The organism is Sulfitobacter dubius (genome assembly GCF_027214245.1).
Classification (GTDB): Bacteria; Pseudomonadota; Alphaproteobacteria; order Rhodobacterales; family Rhodobacteraceae; genus Sulfitobacter; species Sulfitobacter dubius_A.
On record NZ_JAPWHM010000004.1, the window covers coordinates 522524 to 543426 of the forward strand.

The following is a 20903-nucleotide window of genomic DNA, read 5'->3' on the forward strand; positions in this document are numbered from 1 at the left end:
GCTCTCGGACTTTCGTAAGCTGAGCGCTTCATTACGGCCACAACCAACGTTGACATTTGAAACATGTCTATTCTATGCTCCTCAGGAACACTCTTGAGGGGCATACAGATGCCACAGTACGTCATATACCGCCGTGTCAGCACCGCAGAGCAGGGGAGGTCAGGACATGGCCTTGATGCGCAGAACCGCGACATAAGGCTGTACTTGGAAAACTACTCAGCGGAACCCTTCGAGATTCTCGGGGAGTTTGAAGACCACTTGAGCGGTAAGAACGCCGACAGACCCGAACTTGCCAAGGCACTGGAGATAGTGAGGGCGAACGGCGCTGAACTGCTGGTCTCAAAGTTGGACCGCCTGAGCCGTGATGTTGCTTTCATCGCTACCCTGCTGAAAGATAAACGGACGAAATTGCGCGTGGCTTCGATGCCAAATGCAGACAACTTTCAGCTTCACATTTATGCTGCGCTTGCCGAACAAGAACGAGACTTTATATCTGCAAGAACTAAAGCCGCGTTGGCAGAGGCAAAAAACAAGGGTGCCAAGCTGGGTGGCTTGCGGGACGCGACGATGCAGCGAAACATCGCCGTGCAAGCAAACGCCAAAGCGCGGGCCGATAAGGTTGCCCAGACGGTCCTACCATTGCGGGCATCAGGGGCGACGCTCAGGGACATTGCCGATGCCCTCAATAAGTCTGGCGTGGAAACTGCCAGAGGCGGAAAATGGCAACCCTCGCAGGTGCAGCGGGTCTTGAAACGGCTGGCGTCCTAGCCGCGTGTAACGAATAACCCGCAACACTGCCATAGGAAAGCGCCACGCCATGTTTGCACGACAGACGCCCTGTCAGTGATCTTGCAAACGGCAGGGCACTTCCCCCAAGGCACCCGCCAATGCCCCAGCCTGCGCGACAACGCCCCAGCCCTAGTAACGGGGGATGGGAAACTGTCAGTGATCTTGCTGGGGCGGCACCAGACGTTGAGTTCGGTTCCTTTCCGGTTTCCCCTCAGGCTGTACATTCCGACAGTCTGGGAGTTTCCGGGCGGACCCATGCGATAGGGCAATCCGTCCCTTTCGCACAGCATTACACACCAGATGACCACCCAAGCATCCCCTCCAAGGCCCCCAATCCGGCCCCCCCACGAAACCCCAATAAAATATAGGCCCGTCGAATAACCCGCATCCCTGCCCCTAACGCTGATACCTTAGAGGTTATATAGAGTTGTTCATAGCGATGGCTCAGGGTGTTCGTGAAGCTGCTACTCCTCCTCCTCCTCACCTGAAGCTAACCCTCCTAGAGGTGACCCCGTGGTTGCCCGTTCAGGTGCTACTCCTCCTTAGCGCATGCCAAGCTAGAGGTGACCCAGCGCCAGAGGTGAACCCTCAAACCAAACCCCACGGCTGACCTCTACTGGTCTTCTCCTCTTTGGGTCTCCCCCGACGAAGAAGTCACCATAGCGCCCACCATCGGGCATCCCCTTTTCGTCAACTGTCACACAACCCTGATGCTCCCCAGCATTGGGAACCCCTTTTCAACAACTGTCACACACCCTCTACGCCGTCTCCGCCGTCAAAGACCCGCGACCAAGGAAACACCGCACAGGGACAGCCTCAGGTGACCCTCTCAGGGCCATCTCAGCCTATCCCCTCCACACATCCCGCCCAGCGCAACAGAAGGCTCCCTAAGGGGCCTCTCAGCGCGTTCCTACAGAAACCAAAGGACACCAAGATGACCAACCTACCAAACCTCTCGTACCGCAATCAAAAGCTGCGCCGCGTCTCACATGATGGCGTTGAGTTGTTCAGCCTGAAAGACATTCTGATCGCATGTGAATATCGCCACGACCAAAATCACTCTCTCTACTACAACCGAGTGAAGGCGAGCTTGATCAAGCGCCTCTCGTCCGCAAACAACTCCCGATACATGGTCTTTGCCTCAGAGGAAGGCGTGATGCAGATGGTCTTGTCGATGGCAAAACCGGAAGCCAGCGAATTCTTCGATTGGTTTATTTCACGACCCAGCGACCACCCAAGTCAAAAGAGCAATATTGCATCTACGGAAAAGGCAGACCTGCGGACAACCCTTGCCGCCTTGCAAGCTGATATTCTCGCTAGAGACCGGACGTTGCATCAAATGCGCGTTGAAGCTGCAACCATCCAAGCCGCCATAGCCGCGTCTTGAAAATCTCCAAGTCACCTCCCTGAAAACACCTCAGGGGGGCACCTCCCCACATTCCCAAGGAAATATCCCAATGACCAAACGTATCTCCGCTGACGAACGCAAGCGCATCACTCGAAGCCTGCGCCGCATCATGTTCGAGCAATTCGTCCCCGTGGCCGTGATGGCCGCTGAACAAGACCTCCTGAACCGCAACATGGGCCATCCGCCCAGCTATCAGCGCCTCAATTGGACAACCATCCGCGTCCGCAATGAAGTCGATGTAGCCCTGTCCCTCTTGCATGAACGCTATGTGGCCCAGACTGGCAAAGCCCCGTCACGCGGCGACCTTATCAGCATCATCGTCATGGAAGCCCTGCCTGCCCTTGTCGCCAAGACAGCGGCCTAAAACCTCCTCAACACCAACCAGAAAGAACCAACATCATGTCCGATTGGATTACAGCACGCGGTGAAGTCCCAGATGGCGACACCAACCTTGCACCAGAAGCCCGCCGTGGCCACGTCAGTACCGCAGTAGGCTCAGGCGGTCACGAAATCCGCACAGACGGCAACGGCAACAGCCATGTCATTCACCACAAGAACCAAGAGTACACCCACGGTGCCGATCAGGGCTACCAAGGGTCCATCATCGGGACGGCAAGGACAGAAGGCGGTGGCCTCATCCACAACCGCGCAGTCACCCCGACAGACCGCATCACCCTTCCCAACGGTATGACCACCAGCATCGCCGCCGCCGTAAACATCGGAATGCTGACCCGCAATACAGATGGCTCCTACGCTGACGTACAGACCCCAGAGACCCTCAAGAACCCCGCTCAGGCTGTCCCTTTCGGGCAAGCTCAAGGTGACCCTGAGGATGCACTAGAGGACGCCCCTGAGGATGCAGCGCCAGCCTTCACTATTGGCGATGCAGGCGAGGAAGCCATGACTGCTTTGGTCGAAACCGTATCACAAGGCGACATGATCAAAGCCACAGATGAAATACTACGCCTTGGCGGGGTATCAGAGAATACGTTGGCTCGTATGGCTGGTCATGCAGGGGTTGAACCTGATGTTATGGCCGCGCAGATCGAAGCTGCACACGGCGGCTTTTACGAAACAGCGACCGCACACCTTGCCGCTCATGGAGTGGTAAATGAAGACGGCTTTCAGACGTACCTGAGCGACAACCCTCAGCAGATGCAAAAGCTGCTTGAGGCAAGTCGGGGTCTTATGTCGTCCTCAGACGCCAACGTCACAAATGGGCTGACTGACGTGGCCACAGCGTTTGTTGAGAATGGTGACCTCTACATGGCTCAGGAAGTGAAAGACGCCTTGGACGAAGCCGGGTTTGACTATGAGGCAGGGGCCAATGGCCGTATCTTGGTCAAGATCGACGGCTATCCGGTGCCGTGGAATGTTGCCGTGCGGCAAGGCTTGATTAAGTTCCTGTAAGGGGAACCGTGGGGAGGGCTTAACGGTCCTCCCCTCTAAGCATGTACTGTAGATAGCGCAGGTGATTGAAAGGTTGCAACTGAGCTCAATACGGCTGCTTCCTGCAAGAAGTCGGTATCACTCAGACTACATCTTTGGAAGCGTTTGATTTCTTGCTTACCCACGCTGTGATATCCAGTATGCGTAAACAGAAAGAGTGACACTATCCTTTGCTATAGCACTGTGTCATCGTAGCTTCATTAAAGCAAAACATTTAGAGGACGTGGCATTGAGATTGGCTCCAGCAACTAAGATAACTGTATTTTCTGAATGCGAACATGGGGAGTTCATCACCGTTAGAGGTCGTGGGGAAACTCATTCGGGCCTCTGTATACGTGATGAAGATACAAAGCCTCACCTCTTAATACTGCGCTCTCCGGACAGCGAACTGATGTATAAATTGATACAACAGGAAGACAGTGCTGTAGTTTTGTCGTTTGGAACTTGTTGGACGCTGTCTCCTTCGGGCGAATACCTTAGAAAGCACGATGCCACCAATAAGGCGGGGACCTTTGTCCAAACAGGAGAAGGTCTTTTTATCGTCGCTCATGAAATGGATAGCTTCGCAGATACAGTACTGTGCAGAATAGACCAACCGGGCGTCTCCACAGATCTACTACACACCTCCTCTGGTTTTGCCTCTCCATATTGGCGGATACAGTACTTTGACAAGACGCTTTTAAGGCTCCATGAATTAGCGAATAACGTGCCGGTATCCGCTGATAACGAATGAAGTCCTGCCAAAATCGGATAGCCACTGATCACCAGCGCAAAGCTCACAAATCGTACTTAGAAATCTGATTTCGGTATCCATTTGACAGCTTCTTTCATCGCCTCATACGCCACCTTCAACTTGGCATCGTTGCCACCATAGACCCGATCACCAAGACCACCGACCGTATGACCCATAATTCTGTTCTCTACTCGCTCGGAGGTGCCAGCCAACACCAGCCAATCCTTCATGTTGTGGCGCAGGGAGTACACCACATGACGCGGGTTTTTAGTCACGGTTCGGAGGTGTTTCATCAGAGCCTGAGACACGCCGTCAGGGCCAGCCTCACGGGCATACCTTGGGAACAGCATGGGTTCACCCTCGGACAGTGTTAACGCCTCCCTAGCGGCCACCAGAGCGTCACCCACAAGGGGAACCGAACGGATTGACGCCTTGGTTTTGACCCTCCGGTCTTCATGCCATGCCACGTTGATATGAGGATACATACCATCCGACACCACGTCTTCGCATCGTAAGCCGACAACCTCAGCCCCACGGCATCCGGTGCCTTCCAGCAGACGCCAGATCAAGCCCAGAGCAGGCACCTGGGTCTTATCTCGCATCCGCCCGCGCATCGCCAACAGCACATCTTTAGGCAACGGGTCGCGCTTGCTGCTTTCAACATCAGGTGCAACGTTCTTGGATGATATGGGCAGGTCGATGAATGGATTGTCAGCTTCCCGTTGAAGGCCAAACTCCTTTATGCCTAGCGAAACCATCGCCTTAATCATGTCCAACTCACGTCGCACAGACGCAGGTGCCAGCCTTGTACCATCCGCCTTGCGTGTCGATAGCATCGCATCCCGCAACATCCGCGCTTGGTCCCGCGTCAGATCGACCAGAGACAGCTTGCTCAACGGTCCCAGCGTCACCTCTACGCGCTTGCAGACCCTATCCAACCTGTTCTTGTTGTTGCGTCCTGTCCCGCCTTCCAGCCGCTCTTGCAGGTACATGTTCTTGGCGTCCAACAGCGTGGGTTTAGGTTCTGGGGCATCAGGCTCAACAACAGCCCGATAGAGAACAGGGTCTGCCTCACGGCGCTCAAGTTCATCGCCAAGCAACTCACGCCGTTCATCCTCTGTCAGATCGTCCTTGAATGCGGCCAGCATCGCTGCGGCATCCCGTCGCGCCTCCCTCCACAGTTCCAGAGGTGACAGCCGATCATCTGCACCAGCAACCCCAGCGACACGCTCAGCTTTCGCTACGTTGCGGTCATAGGTTTTCATGAGACTTTCCCACTCAGACACCAGCGCACCACCCTCACGCGCCTTCATGGCAACCTGAAAAACTGCCTCACCGAGTACCGGAACAAGCGATTTGGGGTAGCGCCTACGGAACCGCTTGCGGCCCCCTGATAGTTCATCAACGTGTTTCAGGTTCATCTTAACCACCATGCCAGTGTCTCCTTAGCGTCTCGGTTTGTGTCCCAGAGAAGCCACTAAGTGCCTGTTATGCTTGATTTACAGGGCCATCAAGGCCAAGTCTGGTGCGGGCGGTGGGACTCGAACCCACACGGGGCTACGCCCCAACAGATTTTAAGTCTGGTATGTCTACCATTCCATCACGCCCGCATCGGGGCGCACAATAAGCATCGCGTGGGCGGTGTAAATGGGGGAATGCCCCTGCCCACGGTTTAGGCCGTATCGGCCAGCATGGTTTCTTTCACCGCCTCCATCGCCACATAGGTCGAGGTGCTGGCCACATGCGGCAGGGTTGAGATGACCTCCCCCAGAAAGTGCCGATATTCCGACATGTTCCGCGTGCGAACCTTGATCAGGTAGTCGAAATGGCTGGCGATCATATGCGCCTGTTCGATCTCTGGCACCTTGGCGACGGCGACGTTGAAGGCCCGCAGCGCCGCCTCGCGCGTGTCGTTCAACCGGACCTCGACAAAGGCCACATGGTCGAGCCCCAACCGGATCGGGTCCAAAAGCGCGCGGTAGCCGAGGATCACGCCGCTTTCCTCTAACCGGCGCAGGCGCGCTTGGGTGGGTGATTTCGAAAGGCCGATGCGGCGGGCAAGGTCAGTGATGCTAATGCGGCCATCCTCGGCCAACACTGATAGAATCGCACTGTCGAACCGGTCCAGATCGAAAAGTTCATTCGCCATGTAATTGCCCCATAGTTCAGTCTGATCGACCGAGGTATGAGCTATCTTCAGTCGAATATCCTGCCGAGCATCGGGTATTCTGGGTCAAACATCAACTGGAGCTTGCCATGCCCCTCGATCACGCCCCCGCCCTTCGCCAAACCATCGACGCGCGCACCTATGCCGCCCCGGATGCGCTGCTGACCGAGCTCGAGGCGCAGGCCAATCTCTCTGCCGAAGATCGCGTCCAGATCACTGCCGATGCGGCGGGCCTTGTCCGTGACATTCGCGGCACCTCGGCTCCCGGCATGATGGAAGTCTTCCTCGCTGAATACGGTCTCAGCACCGACGAAGGTGTGGCGCTGATGTGTCTCGCCGAGGCGCTGCTGCGGGTCCCGGATGCCGAGACCATCGACGCGCTGATCGAAGACAAGATCGCCCCTTCGGACTGGGGCCGCCACATGGGGCACTCGACCTCCAGCTTGGTAAATGCCTCCACATGGGCGCTGATGCTGACGGGCCGCGTGCTTGATGATGACCAGCCCGGCCCGGTGCGCCACCTGCGCGCCGCGATCAAACGCCTCGGCGAGCCGGTGATCCGCACCGCCGTCAGCCGCGCCATGCGCGAGATGGGCCGTCAGTTCGTTCTGGGCGAAGACATTCAGGCGGCGATGAAACGCGCCAAGGGAATGGAGAAAAAGGGCTTTACCTATAGCTATGACATGCTCGGCGAAGCCGCGCGGACCGAGGCGGACGCCAAGCGCTACCATCTCAGCTATTCCCGTGCGATCTCGGCCATTGCCGATGCCTGCACCCACGACGACATCCGCAAAAACCCCGGCATCTCGGTGAAACTTTCGGCCCTGCACCCGCGCTATGAGTTGGCGCAGGAAGAGGCTGTAATGCGCGATCTGGTGCCGCGTCTGCGGGCGCTGGCCCTGCTGGCGAAATCGGCGGGCATGGGGCTCAATATCGACGCTGAAGAGGCCGACCGCCTAGCGCTCTCGCTCGAGGTCATTGACACGGTGATGGGCGAGCCAGCCTTGGCCGGATGGGACGGTTTCGGCGTCGTGGTGCAGGCCTATGGCCCCCGCGCGGGCACGGTGATCGACACGCTTTATGACATGGCGACGCGCCACGACCGCCGCATCATGGTGCGTCTGGTGAAAGGTGCCTATTGGGACACCGAGATCAAGCGCGCACAAGTCGAGGGCATTGATGGCTTCCCGGTCTTCACCCGCAAGGCCGCGACCGATGTGAGCTATATCGCCAACGCCCGCAAACTGCTGAACATGACCGATCGCATCTATCCGCAGTTCGCCACGCACAATGCGCATACCGTCGCCGCCGTGCTGCATATGGCCGACGATCCCGAGGCCTATGAGTTCCAACGCCTTCACGGCATGGGCGAGACCCTGCATGACATCGTGATGGAGAAACACGGCACCCGCTGCCGCATCTACGCCCCCGTTGGCGCGCACCGCGATCTGCTGGCCTATCTGGTGCGGCGTTTGCTTGAGAACGGCGCGAACTCCAGCTTCGTGAATCAGATCGTCGATGAGAACGTGCCGCCAGAAGTCGTGGCCGCCGATCCCTTTGACCAGTTGCAAGACAGCGCCCCGACGATCCCGCGCGGGCCGGAGGTGTTCTTGCCTCAGCGCGCCAACGCCAAGGGCTTTGATCTGGCACATAGCCCGACCCTTGCGGCAATCGAAAAGGCTCGTGCGCCCTTTGCGGATGCCACATGGACCGCCGCGCCGATCCTTGCGGGCGACGCCAACCCCGAGGCCGAAGAGACCGTCAGCAACCCGACCGGCGGCACATCGCCGGGCACGGTGCAGCCTGCCTCCGAGGCCGATGTCGCCACGGCGCTCGACAATGCCGCCGCTTGGGACGCGCCGCTGGACACCCGCCGCGCCACCCTGCTCCGCGCAGCCGATATATTGGAGGAACGCTACGGCGAGATCTTCGCCATCCTCGCCCGCGAAGCTGGCAAGGGCTTGCCCGACTGCGTGGCCGAGCTACGCGAAGCCGTCGATTTCCTGCGCTACTACGCGGGCCAAGCGACCAACACGCCGCCTGCGGGCATCTTCACCTGCATCTCACCATGGAACTTCCCTCTGGCGATCTTCTGCGGGCAGGTCACGGCGGCGCTGGCCGCTGGCAATGCAGTGCTTGCCAAACCGGCCGAGCAAACGCCGTTGATTGCCAAACTCGCCGTCGAGGTACTGCATGAGGCCGGTGTGCCGCGCTCTGCCCTGCAACTGCTACCCGGTGGCGGCAAGGTCGGTGCGGCGCTGACCGGCGATGCCCGCATCAACGGCGTGGCCTTCACCGGCTCCACCGCCACCGCCCTGCGCATCCGCGCCAATATGGCCGAACACTGCGCCCCCGGCACCCCATTGATTGCCGAAACCGGCGGCCTCAACGCGATGATCGTCGACAGCACTGCCCTGCCCGAGCAGGCCGTGCAGGCCATCGTCGAAAGCGCTTTCCAATCGGCAGGCCAACGCTGTTCCGCCGTGCGCTGCCTATATGTGCAAGAGGACATCGCCGAAGACTTAATCCGCATGCTCACGGGCGCCATGCAGGCGTTGAACATGGGCGATCCGTGGCATCTGTCGACCGATGTTGGCCCGGTGATCGACGACACCGCGCGCAAAGGAATCGTCGAGCATATCGAAGCCGCCCGCACCGAAGGCCGTGTCATCGCGGACCTTAAAGCACCCGAGGGCGGCACCTTCGTCGGTCCCGCGATCCTGCGGGTGAACAGCATTGCTGACATGAAGCGCGAGATCTTCGGCCCCGTGCTGCATGTCGCGACCTTCAAAAACCACGAACTCGACGCCGTGATCGACGCAATCAATGCCACCGGCTATGGGCTCACCTTCGGGCTGCACACCCGCATCGACGACCGGGTGCAGCATGTCTCGGAACGGATCGAGGCGGGCAACATCTACGTCAACCGCAACCAAATCGGCGCGATCGTGGGCAGCCAACCCTTCGGCGGTGAAGGGCTTTCGGGCACCGGACCAAAGGCGGGCGGGCCGAACTACCTGCCGCGTTTCTCGGCACCTGACCATCAGGACGCTGCTGGCACATGGGACAATGCAGACACCGCGCTCCCCGCCCTGCCCGCGCATCAGCCAACCGTGCTGGAAACCCAATCGATGCCTGGACCGACCGGTGAAAGCAACCGTCTGTCGACCCTGCCGCGTCCCGCGCTTTTGTGCATGGGACCGGGGGCAGAAACGGCTGCCGCGCAGGCCAAGGCCGTGCGGGCGCTCGGCGGTGTTGCGGTCACGGCCTCGGGCCGGATCGACCCCGATGCGCTGACCACCGGCCCAGCCTATGGCGGCGTTCTCTGGTGGGGTGATGACACCACCGCACGGCAGATCGATCAAGCGCTCGCGGCCCGCAACGGCGCAATCATCCCGCTGCTGCGCGGCCTGCCCGACACCGCGCGTGTTAGGGCCGAGCGTCACGTCTGTGTTGACACCACTGCTTCGGGCGGCAATGCACAGCTCTTGGGTATGATGGCCTAAGACAGAAATGGGAGGAGCGCCATGCTGACGAACAGCGACATTGAAGACCTGACGCAGTTTCGCAGGGCGCTCCACCAATATCCCGAGGTCTCGGGCGAAGAGATTGAGACCGCCCGGACCATCGCGGCGGAACTGGAGAAACTTGGTCCGAACCGCATCCTGACGGGTTTGGGCGGACATGGCGTCGCTGCTGTTTTCGAGAGCGGCACCCCCGGCCCTACGGTCCTCTTCCGCGCTGAGTTGGACGCCCTGCCGATCCCCGAAGAGCATGACATTCCCTGGGTCTCGAAAGTGCCGGGCAAAAGCCATGTCTGCGGGCACGATGGCCATATGACCATGCTGCTGGCGCTTGGGCGATTGATCGCGCGTCAACCGGTCGCCAAGGGCCGCGTCGTGCTGATGTTCCAACCCGCCGAAGAAGACGGCAGCGGTGCGCGCGCCGTGGTGAACGACCCGGCCTATGCCGAGATTGCCGCCGATTATGCCTTTGCCATCCATGTCGAACCGGGCCGCCCCTTCGGCCATGTCGACACGGCCCCCGCCCTGATCAACTGCGCCTCCAAGGGCATCGCCGTGACCCTGCATGGCAAGACCGCCCATGCCGCCAGCCCCGAAGATGGCAGATCGCCTGCGCCTGCGCTGGCCGAATTGATCCCGGCGCTGCAAGCGCTCGGCCCCGGCGGGCCGCTCGACGATGACTTCCGCCTCGTCACCCTCACCCATCTACGCATGGGCGAGCCGACCTTTGGCGTAGCCCCCGGCGAAGCGGTGCTCTACGCCACGCTGCGCAGCACCCGCGACGACGCACTGGCTGAGATCGAAGAGGCCCTGCGCGCCGAGGTTGCCCGCGCCGCCGAGACCCACGGGCTGACAGCGGAATTCGCGGAATCCGACCATTTCGCCGCCTCCATCAATGACCCCGAAGCCTATGCCATTGCCGCCGCAGCGATGGACGCACTTGGCGTGTCGCACGGGCAGAGAAACTTGCCGATGCGCGCCTCTGAGGATTTCGGCCTGTTCGGACGCGACGCCAAGGCGGCGATGCTCTGCCTCGGGCCGGGGGAGGACTATGCCGCGCTGCACAATCCCAATTACGATTTTCCCGATGATCTAATCCCCATCGGCGCGGGTATTTTCGAACGGATCGCGCGGGATTTGCTCGGCACCGCTTGACAGATGCACCGGCGGGCGCAGCTAACTGCGCTAATCCCTCCGCCGCTTGACGCGGTGCAAGACTTGGCAAAGGCTGGCCCGCATGTTCCCGATCCGCGATCATAACCCCTCGGGCCGCACGCCCTATGTCACCTATGCGCTGATGGCGGTGAACATCGGGGTGTTCCTGTCCTATCTGTCGCTGATGGCGGACGAGCGTGCCTTAGGGGAGTTCTATTACACCTATGCCTTGCTGCCCGCGCGGCTGACCCATGGGGAGGGGTATTTCGGCCTCATTACCTCGCAATTCTTGCATGGTGGCTGGATGCACCTGGCCGGTAACATGCTGTTTCTGTGGATCTTTGGCGACAATGTCGAAGATGAGATGGGCCATGGGCGCTATCTGCTTTTCTACCTCGCCTGTGGCATCGCGGCGGGTCTGGGCCAAGTCGTGACGGAGCCGCTCTCGTGGGTGCCCATGGTCGGGGCCTCGGGCGCGATTGCCGGCGTCATGGGGGGCTATCTGCTGCTGTTCCCCCGTGCCAAAGTGGATATTCTGGTGATTTTTATCGTGTTTTTCCGCATCTTCGCGATCCCGGCGTGGATCATGCTGGGCCTGTGGTTCGGCATGCAGTTCATTGGCGGCATCGGCGCCACACCGGGCACCGGCGGCGTGGCCTATTGGGCCCATTCAGGCGGGTTTATCGCAGGGCTGGTTCTGACCCTCCCGCTTTGGCTGCGCCGGGGCGGTTTTGCCTTTTGGCGACAGACCCATGGCCATCCGCCCCATGCCGCCGCCGACTATGATCTAGCCGAAAGCCGCATTCCGAAAGTGAGACGCAAATGACCGAAACCTCAGAAACCCGCCGCGCCTCTTGTCACTGCGGGGCCGTGGTGATCGAAGCGCTGTTCCCGCGCGGTCTAGCCACAGCCTCGCGCTGCACCTGTTCCTTCTGTCGCCGCCGTGCCGCCGCTACGGTGACGGCACTGGCCGAGACGGTGACCGTGCTGGAAGGGGCTGAAAACCTTACGCTTTACACATGGGGCACCCATACGGCGCAGCATTACTTCTGCAAGACCTGCGGCATCTATACCCACCACCGCCGCCGCTCGAACCCGGATGAATGCGGCGTGAACCTCGGTGCGATCGAAGAGGTGTTGCCATGGGAGATGGAGCCGCTGCCCTATAGCGACGGCATCAACCACCCTTCGGACCGCAAGGGCGACTAAAGGCTGGAAATCACCCCCTGCATCCGCGCCAGAAGCCCCGGCTGTGGCGCGGCCTCTGCGCGGCGCTGATCCACGCTTTCGTGCAGCCGCTCTGACGGATCCGCGCCCACCACCCGGCGGCGGCGGGTCACCAGCATCTTGCCATAGCCGCGCCAGCGCCCGATGGAGGGCGCAGCGGGGTCTTGATCAAAACGTGTGGTCCAGCCTTCGGGGAGCGGCAGACCGCTGTCTTCCATCCGCGACAACAGCCAGACCAGTGGGATATTGGCCAAGGGGCGCGCCGCCTCATCACCGCCCAACTGCCCACCGACATCGCCATGGGTGCCGGGAAACCAGACCTGCTCGAGCCGTCCAGCATAGCCCTCTGGCGTGGTCCAAAGCACCGGGGCATAGGCGACACGGGTTTCGTTCAGCGCCAGCGCCTGAAAGCCGTTCTTCACATTGCGGCTTAGATCGTGGTTGTGGAACATATGCAGCGGCTGCGAGAACCGCCAAAAAAGCGGCGCGTTGAGGCCCAGCGATTTGACCGTATCCCAAACGCCGATCGCCTCGATCTCCACCTCGGGGTGGCAGTTGGCCCGCGCAAACAATTCGCCCGCCTTGCTCAGATGTTGCGCCTCGTAATGGCGGTAGACATCGCGGATGTTACGCTCTGTCGCCACCTCGGCACGCAGGAGGCCCACCCGGTCGATCACCCCGGCGAGCGAGCGCACGGCATAGCCGCCACGCGAATAGCCCATCAGGAAAATCCGGTCCCCGGGTCGGTAGCGTGAGGCGAGATAGCCATAGGCGCGGCGGATCTGTCGGTTGATCCCGCGCCCCATGATCACATCGCGCGCGCTGCGCCAATCACGCCATTGCAGACCGGGTTCGTAATAGATCGACAGGGCGCTGCCCATCTCGCGGCACAGGCCATAGGCAATGCCCGCGTTAGTCTCGCGCCCCAGGTCGAGCGAGGACATGGTCCCATCAAGGATAATGACATGGGTCACCGCCCCCCGGCGCGGGCCGAAATCAGTTTCAGGCCGTCTCCATAACCGCCCAAAGAGCCGTTGGAACAGGGTTTTACTCGGCTGCGATTGCGGCACCTTGCAGCATCTCCCAGACCCTATGCGGGGTGAAAGGCATATCCGCCTGCCGCACACCGCGTTCCCAAAGCGCATCCTGCACCGCGTTCGACACCGCCGCCAAGGCGCCGACGGTGCCCGCCTCGCCACAGCCCTTCATGCCCATGACATTGGCGGTCGAGGGCACAGGCTCAGAGGTGAAAGAGATCATCGGCAGATCGGCGGCGCGGGGCATGGCGTAATCCATGAAAGTGGCCGTCAGAAGCTGCCCATCTTCGTCATAGACAACCCGTTCCTGCACCGCTTGGCCGATGCCTTGGGCGACCCCGCCATGCACCTGCCCCTCGGCCAGCATCGGGTTGATCAGGTTGCCGAAATCGTCGACCACCGTGTAGCGGTCAAGCGTCACCACCCCGGTTTCAGGGTCGATCACCACCTCGGCCACATGCGCCCCGTTGGGATAGCTGCGCCCCGGCAGGCTGGCGCGTTCGTGGTGAGACAGCAGATCGTCTCGGCCCTTGGCACGGGCCATCTCGGCCACCTCCAGCATGGTGGGCGTGACGTTTGACCCTTCGGCGCGAAAACGTTCATCGTCGAAGGTGATATCGCCCGCGTCCACGCCCAATTCTTCGGCCAGAAACGCCGTGAACACCTCGGTAATCCTCGCCACAGTGGCCAAGGTCGCCGTGTTCTGCGTGGTGACCGAACGTGAGCCGCCCGTGCCACCGCCCTTTTTAATCAAGTCGCTATCCCCCTGCACAACGCGGATTTGCTCCGCCGGGATGCCGGTCTGATCCGACAGGAACTGCGCATAGACGGTCTCATGCCCCTGCCCGTTGCTTTGGGTGCCGACATAGATCGTCACGCTGCCATCTTCCTCAAAGACCACCTTGGCCCCTTCGGAAGGATCGCCCAGAATGCTTTCGATATAGTAACACAAGCCCTGCCCCCGCAGCAGGCCGCGTTTGGCGTCCGCCGCCTGGCGGGCAGCGAACCCCGCGCGGTCACCCTCCTCGCCTACACGGGTCAGCAGGCGCGCGAAATCGCCCACGTCGTAGAGCTCTCCCGTGGCGGTGGTATAGGGAAATTGATCCGGTTTGATGAAATTGATGCGGCGCAGCTCCCAAGGATCGACGCCCAACTCCCGCGCGGCGCGGTCCATCAACCGCTCCAACACATAGATCGCCTCGGGCCGCCCGGCGCCGCGATAGGCATCGACCTGCACGGTGTTGGTGTAATAGCCCTCGACATGCAGATAGGTGTCTTGCACGTCATAGACGCCCATCAAAACCTTAGAGAAAAGCGTCGACTGAATCGGCTGGCCGAACTGGCTGTTATAGGCCCCGAGGTTGCAGCGCGTGTCGACACGGTAGGCGGTGATCTTGTGGTTTTCGTCAAAGGCAAACTCGGCCCATGACACCAAATCGCGCCCGCCGTTGTCGGCCAACATCGCTTCCGTTCTCTCCGACATCCAGCGCACCGGACGGCCCAGCGCCCGCGCAGCTTGAGCGATGCAGAAGTACTCTGGGTAGGTCATCGCCTTCATGCCGAAACCACCCCCGACATCGGGGTTGGTCACGCGCACGGCGTCCTCGGAAAGACCGAATGCCTCGGTTAGAAAGCCCTTATGCGCCCAGACGCCCTGCCCGTTCAGCGCCACATGCAAACGGTCCTCGGCCCATTCCGCATAGCAGCCGCGCGGTTCCATCGAATTGACGATGATGCGGTTGTCGCCCACCTCTAGCCTCACGCGCCGCGCAGCCTTGGCAAATGCCGCCTCGACCTTAGTCTCATCCCCCATGCCCCAGTCGAAGGCGCGGTTGTCGGGCGCTTCGGCGTGCAGGGTCTCGCCGCCGGGCGTCAGGTCCATTTTGACGGGCAGATCATCAGCGTCGAAAAGGATCAGTTCAGCCGCGTCACGCGCCTGTTGCAAGGTGTCGGCCACGATCAGGGCGACCGGCTCTCCCACATAGCGCACCCGGTCTTTCGCCAACATCGGGCGCAGCGGTGCCGCCCCCTTGCTGCCATCGCGGTTGTCGACCACCGTATGCGGCAGGGCGATGTTCATCCCCGCCGCTTCCAGATCGGCACAGGTCAGCACCAGATGCACGCCTTCCGCGTCGCGGGCATCGCTCACGTCCAATTCAGTGATCACCCCATGCGCCACCGGCGCGCGGAAGAAGACACCGTGCAGTGCCCCCTGGGGGGCGATGTCATCGACATAGCGGCCATCGCCGGTCAGGAAACGGTGGTCTTCCACCCGTTTGACCGGCTGGCTTTTCCCGAACTTTTCCATCTGACGCTGCCCCTGCTGCTCTGCCTATTCGAGCTCAACAGTAGCGGGCGAACCGCCAGTGTCCAGAGGCTCAGGCCGCCTTGCGCTTGGGCTGCGCCCCAAGGTCGGACACAAGTGCGACCCCCGCCAGACCATAGCCATTAAAGGCGGTGGACATGGCGATGGAATAGCCCCCCATCCCGCCGAACAACAGATAATCCCCCGTCTGCGCGTCTTCGGGCAATGGCAGGCCGTCGGGCAAGCGATCCAACGAATCGCAAGTGGGGCCAAAGACCACGCGCGGTGTCGGCGCCCCTTGGCGCAGCGCCCCCTCAGGGCCGACCACATCTACCAGACCCGACAGCCCCATGTCCCGCAGATCGGGCAGACCGCCATAGATACCGTCGTTCAAGAACACCGTCCGCCCGGCGTTGCGCATCCCCTTGATCCGGGTTGCCAGCACGGCGGCATCGGCAACCATCGCGCGCCCCGGCTCGCAAAGAAGCGAGGGCGCATCCGCCCCAAAACTCTCGGCAAGTGCTGCCTTCACCGCGGCAAAAACCGCCCGGTGATCGGGCGCGTCAAATCCACGATCCACGGCAAAACCACCGCCGATATTCATCCGTTTGATCGAGACACCCGCCGCACGCAGGATATCCGCCGCCGCGTGGACGTATTGGACCCAAGCCTGCGGATCATTGCACTGCGTGCCGGGGTGGAAACACATCGAAGGGGTGAACCCCAACTCAGCCACCGCGCGCAACAGCTCCGCCGCCTGCTCAGGGGCCGCGCCGAATTTGGACCCGAAGTCATAGGCCGCGCCCTTAACCGGCAGCGCGAAACGCACCGCCACTTCATTGTCGCGCGGCACGTCGTGCAGCTTGGCCAGTTCCGACATATCGTCGATCGACCAGCTATAGACGCCCGCCGCGATCCCGGCCCGCACCTCTGCCGCCGAGCGAACAGGATTGTTGTAATGCAGCACCGCCTGCGGGCAGACCGCCCGGACCGCCGCCATCTCTGCCGGAGAGGCCACATCGAAGGTGGTGATCCCCGCCGCGACAAGGTTCGAGAGCACCTCGGGCCGGTCATTGGCCTTGACCGCATAGGTCACCAACCCGTCGAAATCCGCCTGAAATCGCCGCGCTGTGGCCTGCAGCACCGAAGGGGCGAGGAAAAGCACCGGCGCGTCGGGGTGGTGTTTCGCCAAATAGGCGGCAGGCGTGGCTGAAAGGGGGGCGGTATGCTGCATGATAGCCTCTTGTTTGCTTTTCCCCAGTGAACCGCGAATTTTGGTCGATTCATCGTGTCAAAAAGCCTAAAGTGACATAAACCTCCGGCAAAATGACGACATGGCACAGCAACTTGACGATACAGACCGCGCATTGATCGCGGCACTTCAATCCAACGCCCGCCTGCCGGTCGCTGATCTGGCCCGCAGTCTTGGGCTTGCCCGCACAACGGTTCAGGCCCGCCTAGAACGGTTGGAGCGCAGCGGTGCCATCACCGGCTACACCCTGCGCTTGGGCGAAGCCGCCCTTGCCCCGCTGCATGCCACAGCGCTGGTTAATATCGAATTGCGCGCCGGCCCCGCCGTGCTAGCCCGGCTGCGCAGCCTGCCCGCTGTGCAGGTCGTGCACACCACCTCGGGCCGTTTTGACCTGCTGGTACAGATCGCCGCACAAACCACGCAGGAACTGGATGAGACCCTCGACCGTATCGGCGAGACGCGCGGCGTGAAGGGCAGCGAGAGCCTGATCCACCTGAGCACTAAGATCGACAGACGCGGCTAACCCTCCCTTGCTATGGCCCAAGCCCTGTCAGGGGTCTTTCCCTCGCCGCGCCAGACCGCTAAACGGGGCGCAACAAAAGGGATCACTGACCATGGCACTCGAAAAGACCTTCAACGCCGCCGAGGCGGAAAGCCGCATCTACGCCGATTGGGAGACCAAGGGCGCCTTTAAGGCCGGCGCGAACGCGCGGCGCGACGAGCATTTCTCGGTGATGATCCCGCCACCGAATGTCACCGGCTCGCTGCACATGGGCCATGCCTTCAACAACACGCTTCAGGACATCCTCGTGCGCTGGCACCGGATGCAGGGCTTTGACACCCTCTGGCAGCCTGGTCAGGACCACGCGGGCATCGCCACACAGATGGTGGTGGAACGCGAATTGGCCGCCACCGGCCAGCCCGGCCGCCGTGAGCTGGGCCGCGAGGCGTTTACTGCCAAGGTCTGGGAGCAAAAGCAGAAATCCGGCGGCACAATCATCGACCAGCTGCGCCGTCTGGGCGCCTCCTGCGACTGGTCGCGCAACGCTTTCACAATGTCCGGCGCGCCCGGTGCGCCCGAGGGTGAAGAGGGCAATTTCCACGATGCCGTGATCAAGGTCTTCGTGGATATGTACAACAAGGGGCTGATCTATCGCGGCAAGCGGCTGGTCAACTGGGACCCGCATTTCGAGACCGCGATCTCCGACCTTGAGGTGGAAAGCACCGAAGTCGACGGGCACATGTGGCACTTCAAGTACCCGCTGGCGGGCGGTGGGACCTATACCTATGTCGAGCGGGACGAGGACGGCAACGTGCTGTTCGAAGAGACCCGCGACTATATCTCCATCGCCACCACACGGCCCGAAACCATGCTGGGCGACGGTGCTGTTGCAGTTCATCCATCGGATGAACGTTATGCGTCAATCGTCGGAAAACTCTGCGAAATCCCGGTCGGCCCGAAAGAGCAGCGCCGTCTTATCCCGATCATCACCGACGAATACCCGGACAAGAACTTCGGTTCGGGCGCGGTGAAGATCACCGGTGCGCATGATTTTAACGACTACGGTGTGGCCAAGCGCAACGGCATCCCGCTCTATGCGCTGATGGACACCCAAGGCCGGATGCGCGCCGATGGGCTGCCCTACAATCAGGCCGCTGCCCGCGCTCAGGCCATCGCCGATGGTTCCGAAACCGCGCCCGAAAACGCGACTGAGATCAACCTCGTGCCCGACGCCTACCGCGGCCTCGACCGTTTCGAGGCCCGCAAGCGCGTGGTCGAGGACGTGACTGCCGAGGGCCTTGCCGTGATGACCGAGGCCACGGACCCCCGCCTTGGCCGTGCCGCCAAAAAGGCCCCCGTCGAGCCCGGCGAAGGCGGCGAGATGCGCACTGAGGAAGACAACCTCGTGCCGCTGGTCGAGGCCAAGAAAATCATGCAGCCCTTCGGCGACCGCTCCAAAGTGGTGATCGAGCCGATGCTGACCGACCAATGGTTCGTCGCCACCGACAAGATCGTGCAGCCCGCCATCGACGCCGTGCGCTCGGGCGAGGTGACGATCCTGCCCGAGCAGGACCGCAAGGTCTACTTCCACTGGCTGGAGAACATCGAGCCCTGGTGCATCTCGCGTCAGCTGTGGTGGGGGCATCAGATCCCAGTGTGGTACGACAAGGACGGAAAAATCTACTGCGGGGCGACCTTTGAAGAGGCCGCGGCGCAGGCCATCGCAGAGCGTGAGAAATCCAACCCTGAGCTAACGTTTACCGCACGCGAGTTGCCTGACAATGAGGCGATGACACTTAAATCAAACTCGATAGATTTCAGCGGAGCGCAAGGTAGCAAGCTTTCCGCAGCAGTTTGGGGCGAGGACGAAGATGGAAAGGGCGTTGAAATTGTACTGCGCCGCGACCCCGACGTACTCGACACATGGTTCTCCTCCGGCCTCTGGCCCATCGGCACGCTGGGCTGGCCCGAGCAAACCGCCGAGCTTGAAAAATACTTCCCAACCTCCGTGCTGGTCACCGGTTTCGACATCATCTTCTTCTGGGTCGCCCGGATGATGATGATGCAATATGCCGTGGTCGACCAGAAACCCTTCGACACTGTCTATGTCCACGCGCTGGTGCGCGACGAGAAGGGCAAGAAGATGTCGAAGTCCTTGGGCAATGTGCTCGACCCGCTGGAGTTGATCGACGAATACGGCGCTGACGCTGTGCGCTTCACGTTGACTTCTATGGCGGCAATGGGCCGTGACCTGAAACTTAGCACGCAACGCATCGCGGGTTACCGCAACTTCGGCACCAAGCTGTGGAACGCGCACCGCTTTGCCGAGATGAACAACGTCTTTGCCAGCATGCCCGCCGCGATGCCGCAGCCCGAAGCCACGCTGAACAAATGGATCGTGGGCGAGACCGCGCGCATCCGCGAGGAGGTCGACGCGGCGCTTGGCAACTTCCGCTTCAACGACGCGGCCAATGCGCTCTATGCCTTTGTCTGGGGCAAGGTCTGCGACTGGTATGTGGAACTCTCCAAACCGCTGTTGCAAGACGACGCACCAGAGGCCGAGGAAACCCGCGCGACGATGGCTTGGGTGCTAGAGCAATGCTTGGTGCTGCTGCACCCGATCATGCCCTTCATCACCGAAGAGCTTTGGCAGACCACCACCAAGCGCGACCAACTGCTCGCCTTGACCGATTGGCCGACCTACACTACCGCCGATCTGCTGGATGCGGAGGCGGACCGGGAACTGAACTGGGTGATCGGCCTCATTGAGAGCATCCGCTCCGCGCGCCAGCAGATGCATGTGCCCGCCGGGCTGAAGGTGCCGATGCTGGTGACTGAGATGGACGAGGCCGCCCAAGGCGCATGGGACCGCAACGAGGTGATGATCAAACGCCTCGCGCGGGTCGAAAGCCTTGAAAAGACCGACAGTTTCCCCAAAGGCACCGTGTCCATCGCAGCACCGGGGGCCAGCTTTGGCCTGCCGCTGGCCGGGTTGATCGACATCGATGCCGAAAAGGCGCGTCTGCAAAAGTCGCTCGATAAGCTGGGCAAGGAGATCGGCGGGCTTAAAGGGCGGTTGAACAACCCTAAGTTCGCGGCGTCTGCACCGGAGGAGGTTGTCGCTGAGGCGCAGGCCAATCTGGATGCGCGTCAGGAAGAGGCCGACCAGTTGCAGGCGGCTTTGGATCGCTTGGCCGAACTGGGCTGACGACAAACGCGACGGAGCCGGGCCGCGCCCCCCCCCCCCGGGGGGGGGGGGGGGGGGGGCCGGGCGCGGGGGGGGCGGGGGGGGGGGGTGGGCGCGGGGGGGGGGGGGCGCGGGCACCGGGCTTAATCAAGCCCGGCCGGGGGGGGG

Annotated in this window: 16 protein-coding genes and 1 tRNA gene; 11 read left to right on the top strand and 6 right to left on the bottom strand. The window is 61.3% G+C overall.

Going from position 1 to position 20903, the window contains the following annotated elements; translation table 11 throughout:
* Positions 1–108 precede the first annotated feature (108 nt).
* From O4H31_RS12620 to O4H31_RS12640, 5 genes are all read left to right on the top strand, one after another.
* On the top strand, positions 109–768 hold the full coding sequence (locus tag O4H31_RS12620; RefSeq protein WP_269346262.1) for a recombinase family protein: 660 nt from the start codon (positions 109–111) through the stop codon (positions 766–768).
* A gap of 955 nt (positions 769–1723) precedes the next feature.
* Positions 1724–2176 carry a BRO family protein gene (locus O4H31_RS12625; RefSeq protein WP_269346265.1) on the top strand — a complete coding sequence of 151 codons (453 nt, stop codon included), beginning with the start codon at positions 1724–1726 and terminating at the stop codon, positions 2174–2176.
* A gap of 70 nt (positions 2177–2246) precedes the next feature.
* Positions 2247–2561, top strand: a complete 315-nt coding sequence (locus O4H31_RS12630) for a hypothetical protein (RefSeq protein ID WP_269346267.1) — start codon at positions 2247–2249, stop codon at positions 2559–2561.
* Positions 2562–2596: 35 nt separating this feature from the next.
* Positions 2597–3607: a hypothetical protein gene (locus O4H31_RS12635; RefSeq protein WP_269346269.1), complete on the top strand. Its 1011-nt coding sequence runs from the start codon at positions 2597–2599 to the stop codon at positions 3605–3607.
* 196 nt (positions 3608–3803) lie between these two features.
* Complete coding sequence (locus O4H31_RS12640) at positions 3804–4379, top strand: hypothetical protein (protein WP_269346271.1); 576 nt, start codon at positions 3804–3806, stop codon at positions 4377–4379.
* Positions 4380–4435: 56 nt separating this feature from the next.
* Here the strand turns inward: O4H31_RS12640 and O4H31_RS12645 are convergent, their stop codons facing one another.
* From O4H31_RS12645 to O4H31_RS12655, 3 genes are all read right to left on the bottom strand, one after another.
* Positions 4436–5812 carry a tyrosine-type recombinase/integrase gene (locus tag O4H31_RS12645; RefSeq protein ID WP_269346273.1) on the bottom strand — a complete coding sequence of 459 codons (1377 nt, stop codon included), beginning with the start codon at positions 5810–5812 and terminating at the stop codon, positions 4436–4438.
* A 90-nt stretch (positions 5813–5902) separates the two neighbouring features.
* A tRNA-Leu gene (locus O4H31_RS12650) sits at positions 5903–5989 on the bottom strand.
* A gap of 62 nt (positions 5990–6051) precedes the next feature.
* Positions 6052–6528, bottom strand: coding sequence for an Lrp/AsnC family transcriptional regulator (locus O4H31_RS12655; RefSeq protein WP_269346275.1), 477 nt, complete (start codon positions 6526–6528; stop codon positions 6052–6054).
* Between the two features lie 107 nt (positions 6529–6635).
* On the opposite strand from O4H31_RS12655, the gene putA reads away from it, so the two are divergent.
* The 4 genes from putA (at position 6636) to O4H31_RS12675 (ending at position 12434) form a co-directional block, all read left to right on the top strand.
* Positions 6636–10052 (top strand): bifunctional proline dehydrogenase/L-glutamate gamma-semialdehyde dehydrogenase PutA, encoded by a 3417-nt coding sequence (gene putA / locus O4H31_RS12660; RefSeq protein ID WP_269346278.1) that lies wholly within the window; start codon positions 6636–6638, stop codon positions 10050–10052.
* Between the two features lie 21 nt (positions 10053–10073).
* Positions 10074–11225, top strand: coding sequence for an amidohydrolase (locus tag O4H31_RS12665; RefSeq protein WP_269346280.1), 1152 nt, complete (start codon positions 10074–10076; stop codon positions 11223–11225).
* An 82-nt stretch (positions 11226–11307) separates the two neighbouring features.
* Positions 11308–12051, top strand: coding sequence for a rhomboid family intramembrane serine protease (locus tag O4H31_RS12670; protein WP_269346283.1), 744 nt, complete (start codon positions 11308–11310; stop codon positions 12049–12051).
* On the top strand, positions 12048–12434 hold the full coding sequence (locus O4H31_RS12675) for a GFA family protein (protein ID WP_269346285.1): 387 nt from the start codon (positions 12048–12050) through the stop codon (positions 12432–12434). Before O4H31_RS12670 ends, O4H31_RS12675 begins: the two co-directional genes overlap by 4 nt.
* On the opposite strand, the gene O4H31_RS12680 is transcribed toward O4H31_RS12675, so the two are convergent.
* From O4H31_RS12680 to O4H31_RS12690, 3 genes are all read right to left on the bottom strand, one after another.
* Complete coding sequence (locus O4H31_RS12680) at positions 12431–13522, bottom strand: DUF2235 domain-containing protein (protein WP_419723599.1); 1092 nt, start codon at positions 13520–13522, stop codon at positions 12431–12433. The two genes, O4H31_RS12675 and O4H31_RS12680, sit on opposite strands and share 4 nt — an antisense overlap.
* The gene (locus O4H31_RS12685) at positions 13500–15797 is read right to left on the bottom strand and encodes a xanthine dehydrogenase family protein molybdopterin-binding subunit (RefSeq protein ID WP_269346289.1); all 2298 of its coding nucleotides are present in this window, start codon (positions 15795–15797) and stop codon (positions 13500–13502) included. Before O4H31_RS12685 ends, O4H31_RS12680 begins: the two co-directional genes overlap by 23 nt.
* A 70-nt stretch (positions 15798–15867) precedes the next feature.
* On the bottom strand, positions 15868–17028 hold the full coding sequence (locus O4H31_RS12690) for a type III PLP-dependent enzyme (protein WP_269346291.1): 1161 nt from the start codon (positions 17026–17028) through the stop codon (positions 15868–15870).
* A gap of 100 nt (positions 17029–17128) precedes the next feature.
* Between O4H31_RS12690 and O4H31_RS12695 the strand changes: the two genes are divergently transcribed.
* Positions 17129–17569 carry an Lrp/AsnC family transcriptional regulator gene (locus tag O4H31_RS12695; RefSeq protein WP_067629361.1) on the top strand — a complete coding sequence of 147 codons (441 nt, stop codon included), beginning with the start codon at positions 17129–17131 and terminating at the stop codon, positions 17567–17569.
* Between the two features lie 91 nt (positions 17570–17660).
* On the top strand, positions 17661–20756 hold the full coding sequence (locus tag O4H31_RS12700; RefSeq protein ID WP_269346295.1) for a valine--tRNA ligase: 3096 nt from the start codon (positions 17661–17663) through the stop codon (positions 20754–20756).
* Positions 20757–20903: the final 147 nt, after the last annotated feature.

Bases quoted from the DNA above. Each gene is read 5' to 3' on its own strand.
- O4H31_RS12620 (WP_269346262.1), top strand. From the start codon at position 109: ATGCCACAGTACGTCATATACCGCCGTGTCAGCACCGCAGAGCAGGGG.
- O4H31_RS12625 (WP_269346265.1), top strand. From the start codon at position 1,724: ATGACCAACCTACCAAACCTCTCGTACCGCAATCAAAAGCTGCGCCGC.
- O4H31_RS12630 (WP_269346267.1), top strand. From the start codon at position 2,247: ATGACCAAACGTATCTCCGCTGACGAACGCAAGCGCATCACTCGAAGC.
- O4H31_RS12635 (WP_269346269.1), top strand. From the start codon at position 2,597: ATGTCCGATTGGATTACAGCACGCGGTGAAGTCCCAGATGGCGACACC.
- O4H31_RS12645 (WP_269346273.1), bottom strand. From the start codon at position 5,812: ATGGTGGTTAAGATGAACCTGAAACACGTTGATGAACTATCAGGGGGC.
- O4H31_RS12655 (WP_269346275.1), bottom strand. From the start codon at position 6,528: ATGGCGAATGAACTTTTCGATCTGGACCGGTTCGACAGTGCGATTCTA.
- putA (WP_269346278.1), top strand. From the start codon at position 6,636: ATGCCCCTCGATCACGCCCCCGCCCTTCGCCAAACCATCGACGCGCGC.
- O4H31_RS12665 (WP_269346280.1), top strand. From the start codon at position 10,074: ATGCTGACGAACAGCGACATTGAAGACCTGACGCAGTTTCGCAGGGCG.
- O4H31_RS12670 (WP_269346283.1), top strand. From the start codon at position 11,308: ATGTTCCCGATCCGCGATCATAACCCCTCGGGCCGCACGCCCTATGTC.
- O4H31_RS12675 (WP_269346285.1), top strand. From the start codon at position 12,048: ATGACCGAAACCTCAGAAACCCGCCGCGCCTCTTGTCACTGCGGGGCC.
- O4H31_RS12685 (WP_269346289.1), bottom strand. From the start codon at position 15,797: ATGGAAAAGTTCGGGAAAAGCCAGCCGGTCAAACGGGTGGAAGACCAC.
- O4H31_RS12690 (WP_269346291.1), bottom strand. From the start codon at position 17,028: ATGCAGCATACCGCCCCCCTTTCAGCCACGCCTGCCGCCTATTTGGCG.
- O4H31_RS12695 (WP_067629361.1), top strand. From the start codon at position 17,129: ATGGCACAGCAACTTGACGATACAGACCGCGCATTGATCGCGGCACTT.
- O4H31_RS12700 (WP_269346295.1), top strand. From the start codon at position 17,661: ATGGCACTCGAAAAGACCTTCAACGCCGCCGAGGCGGAAAGCCGCATC.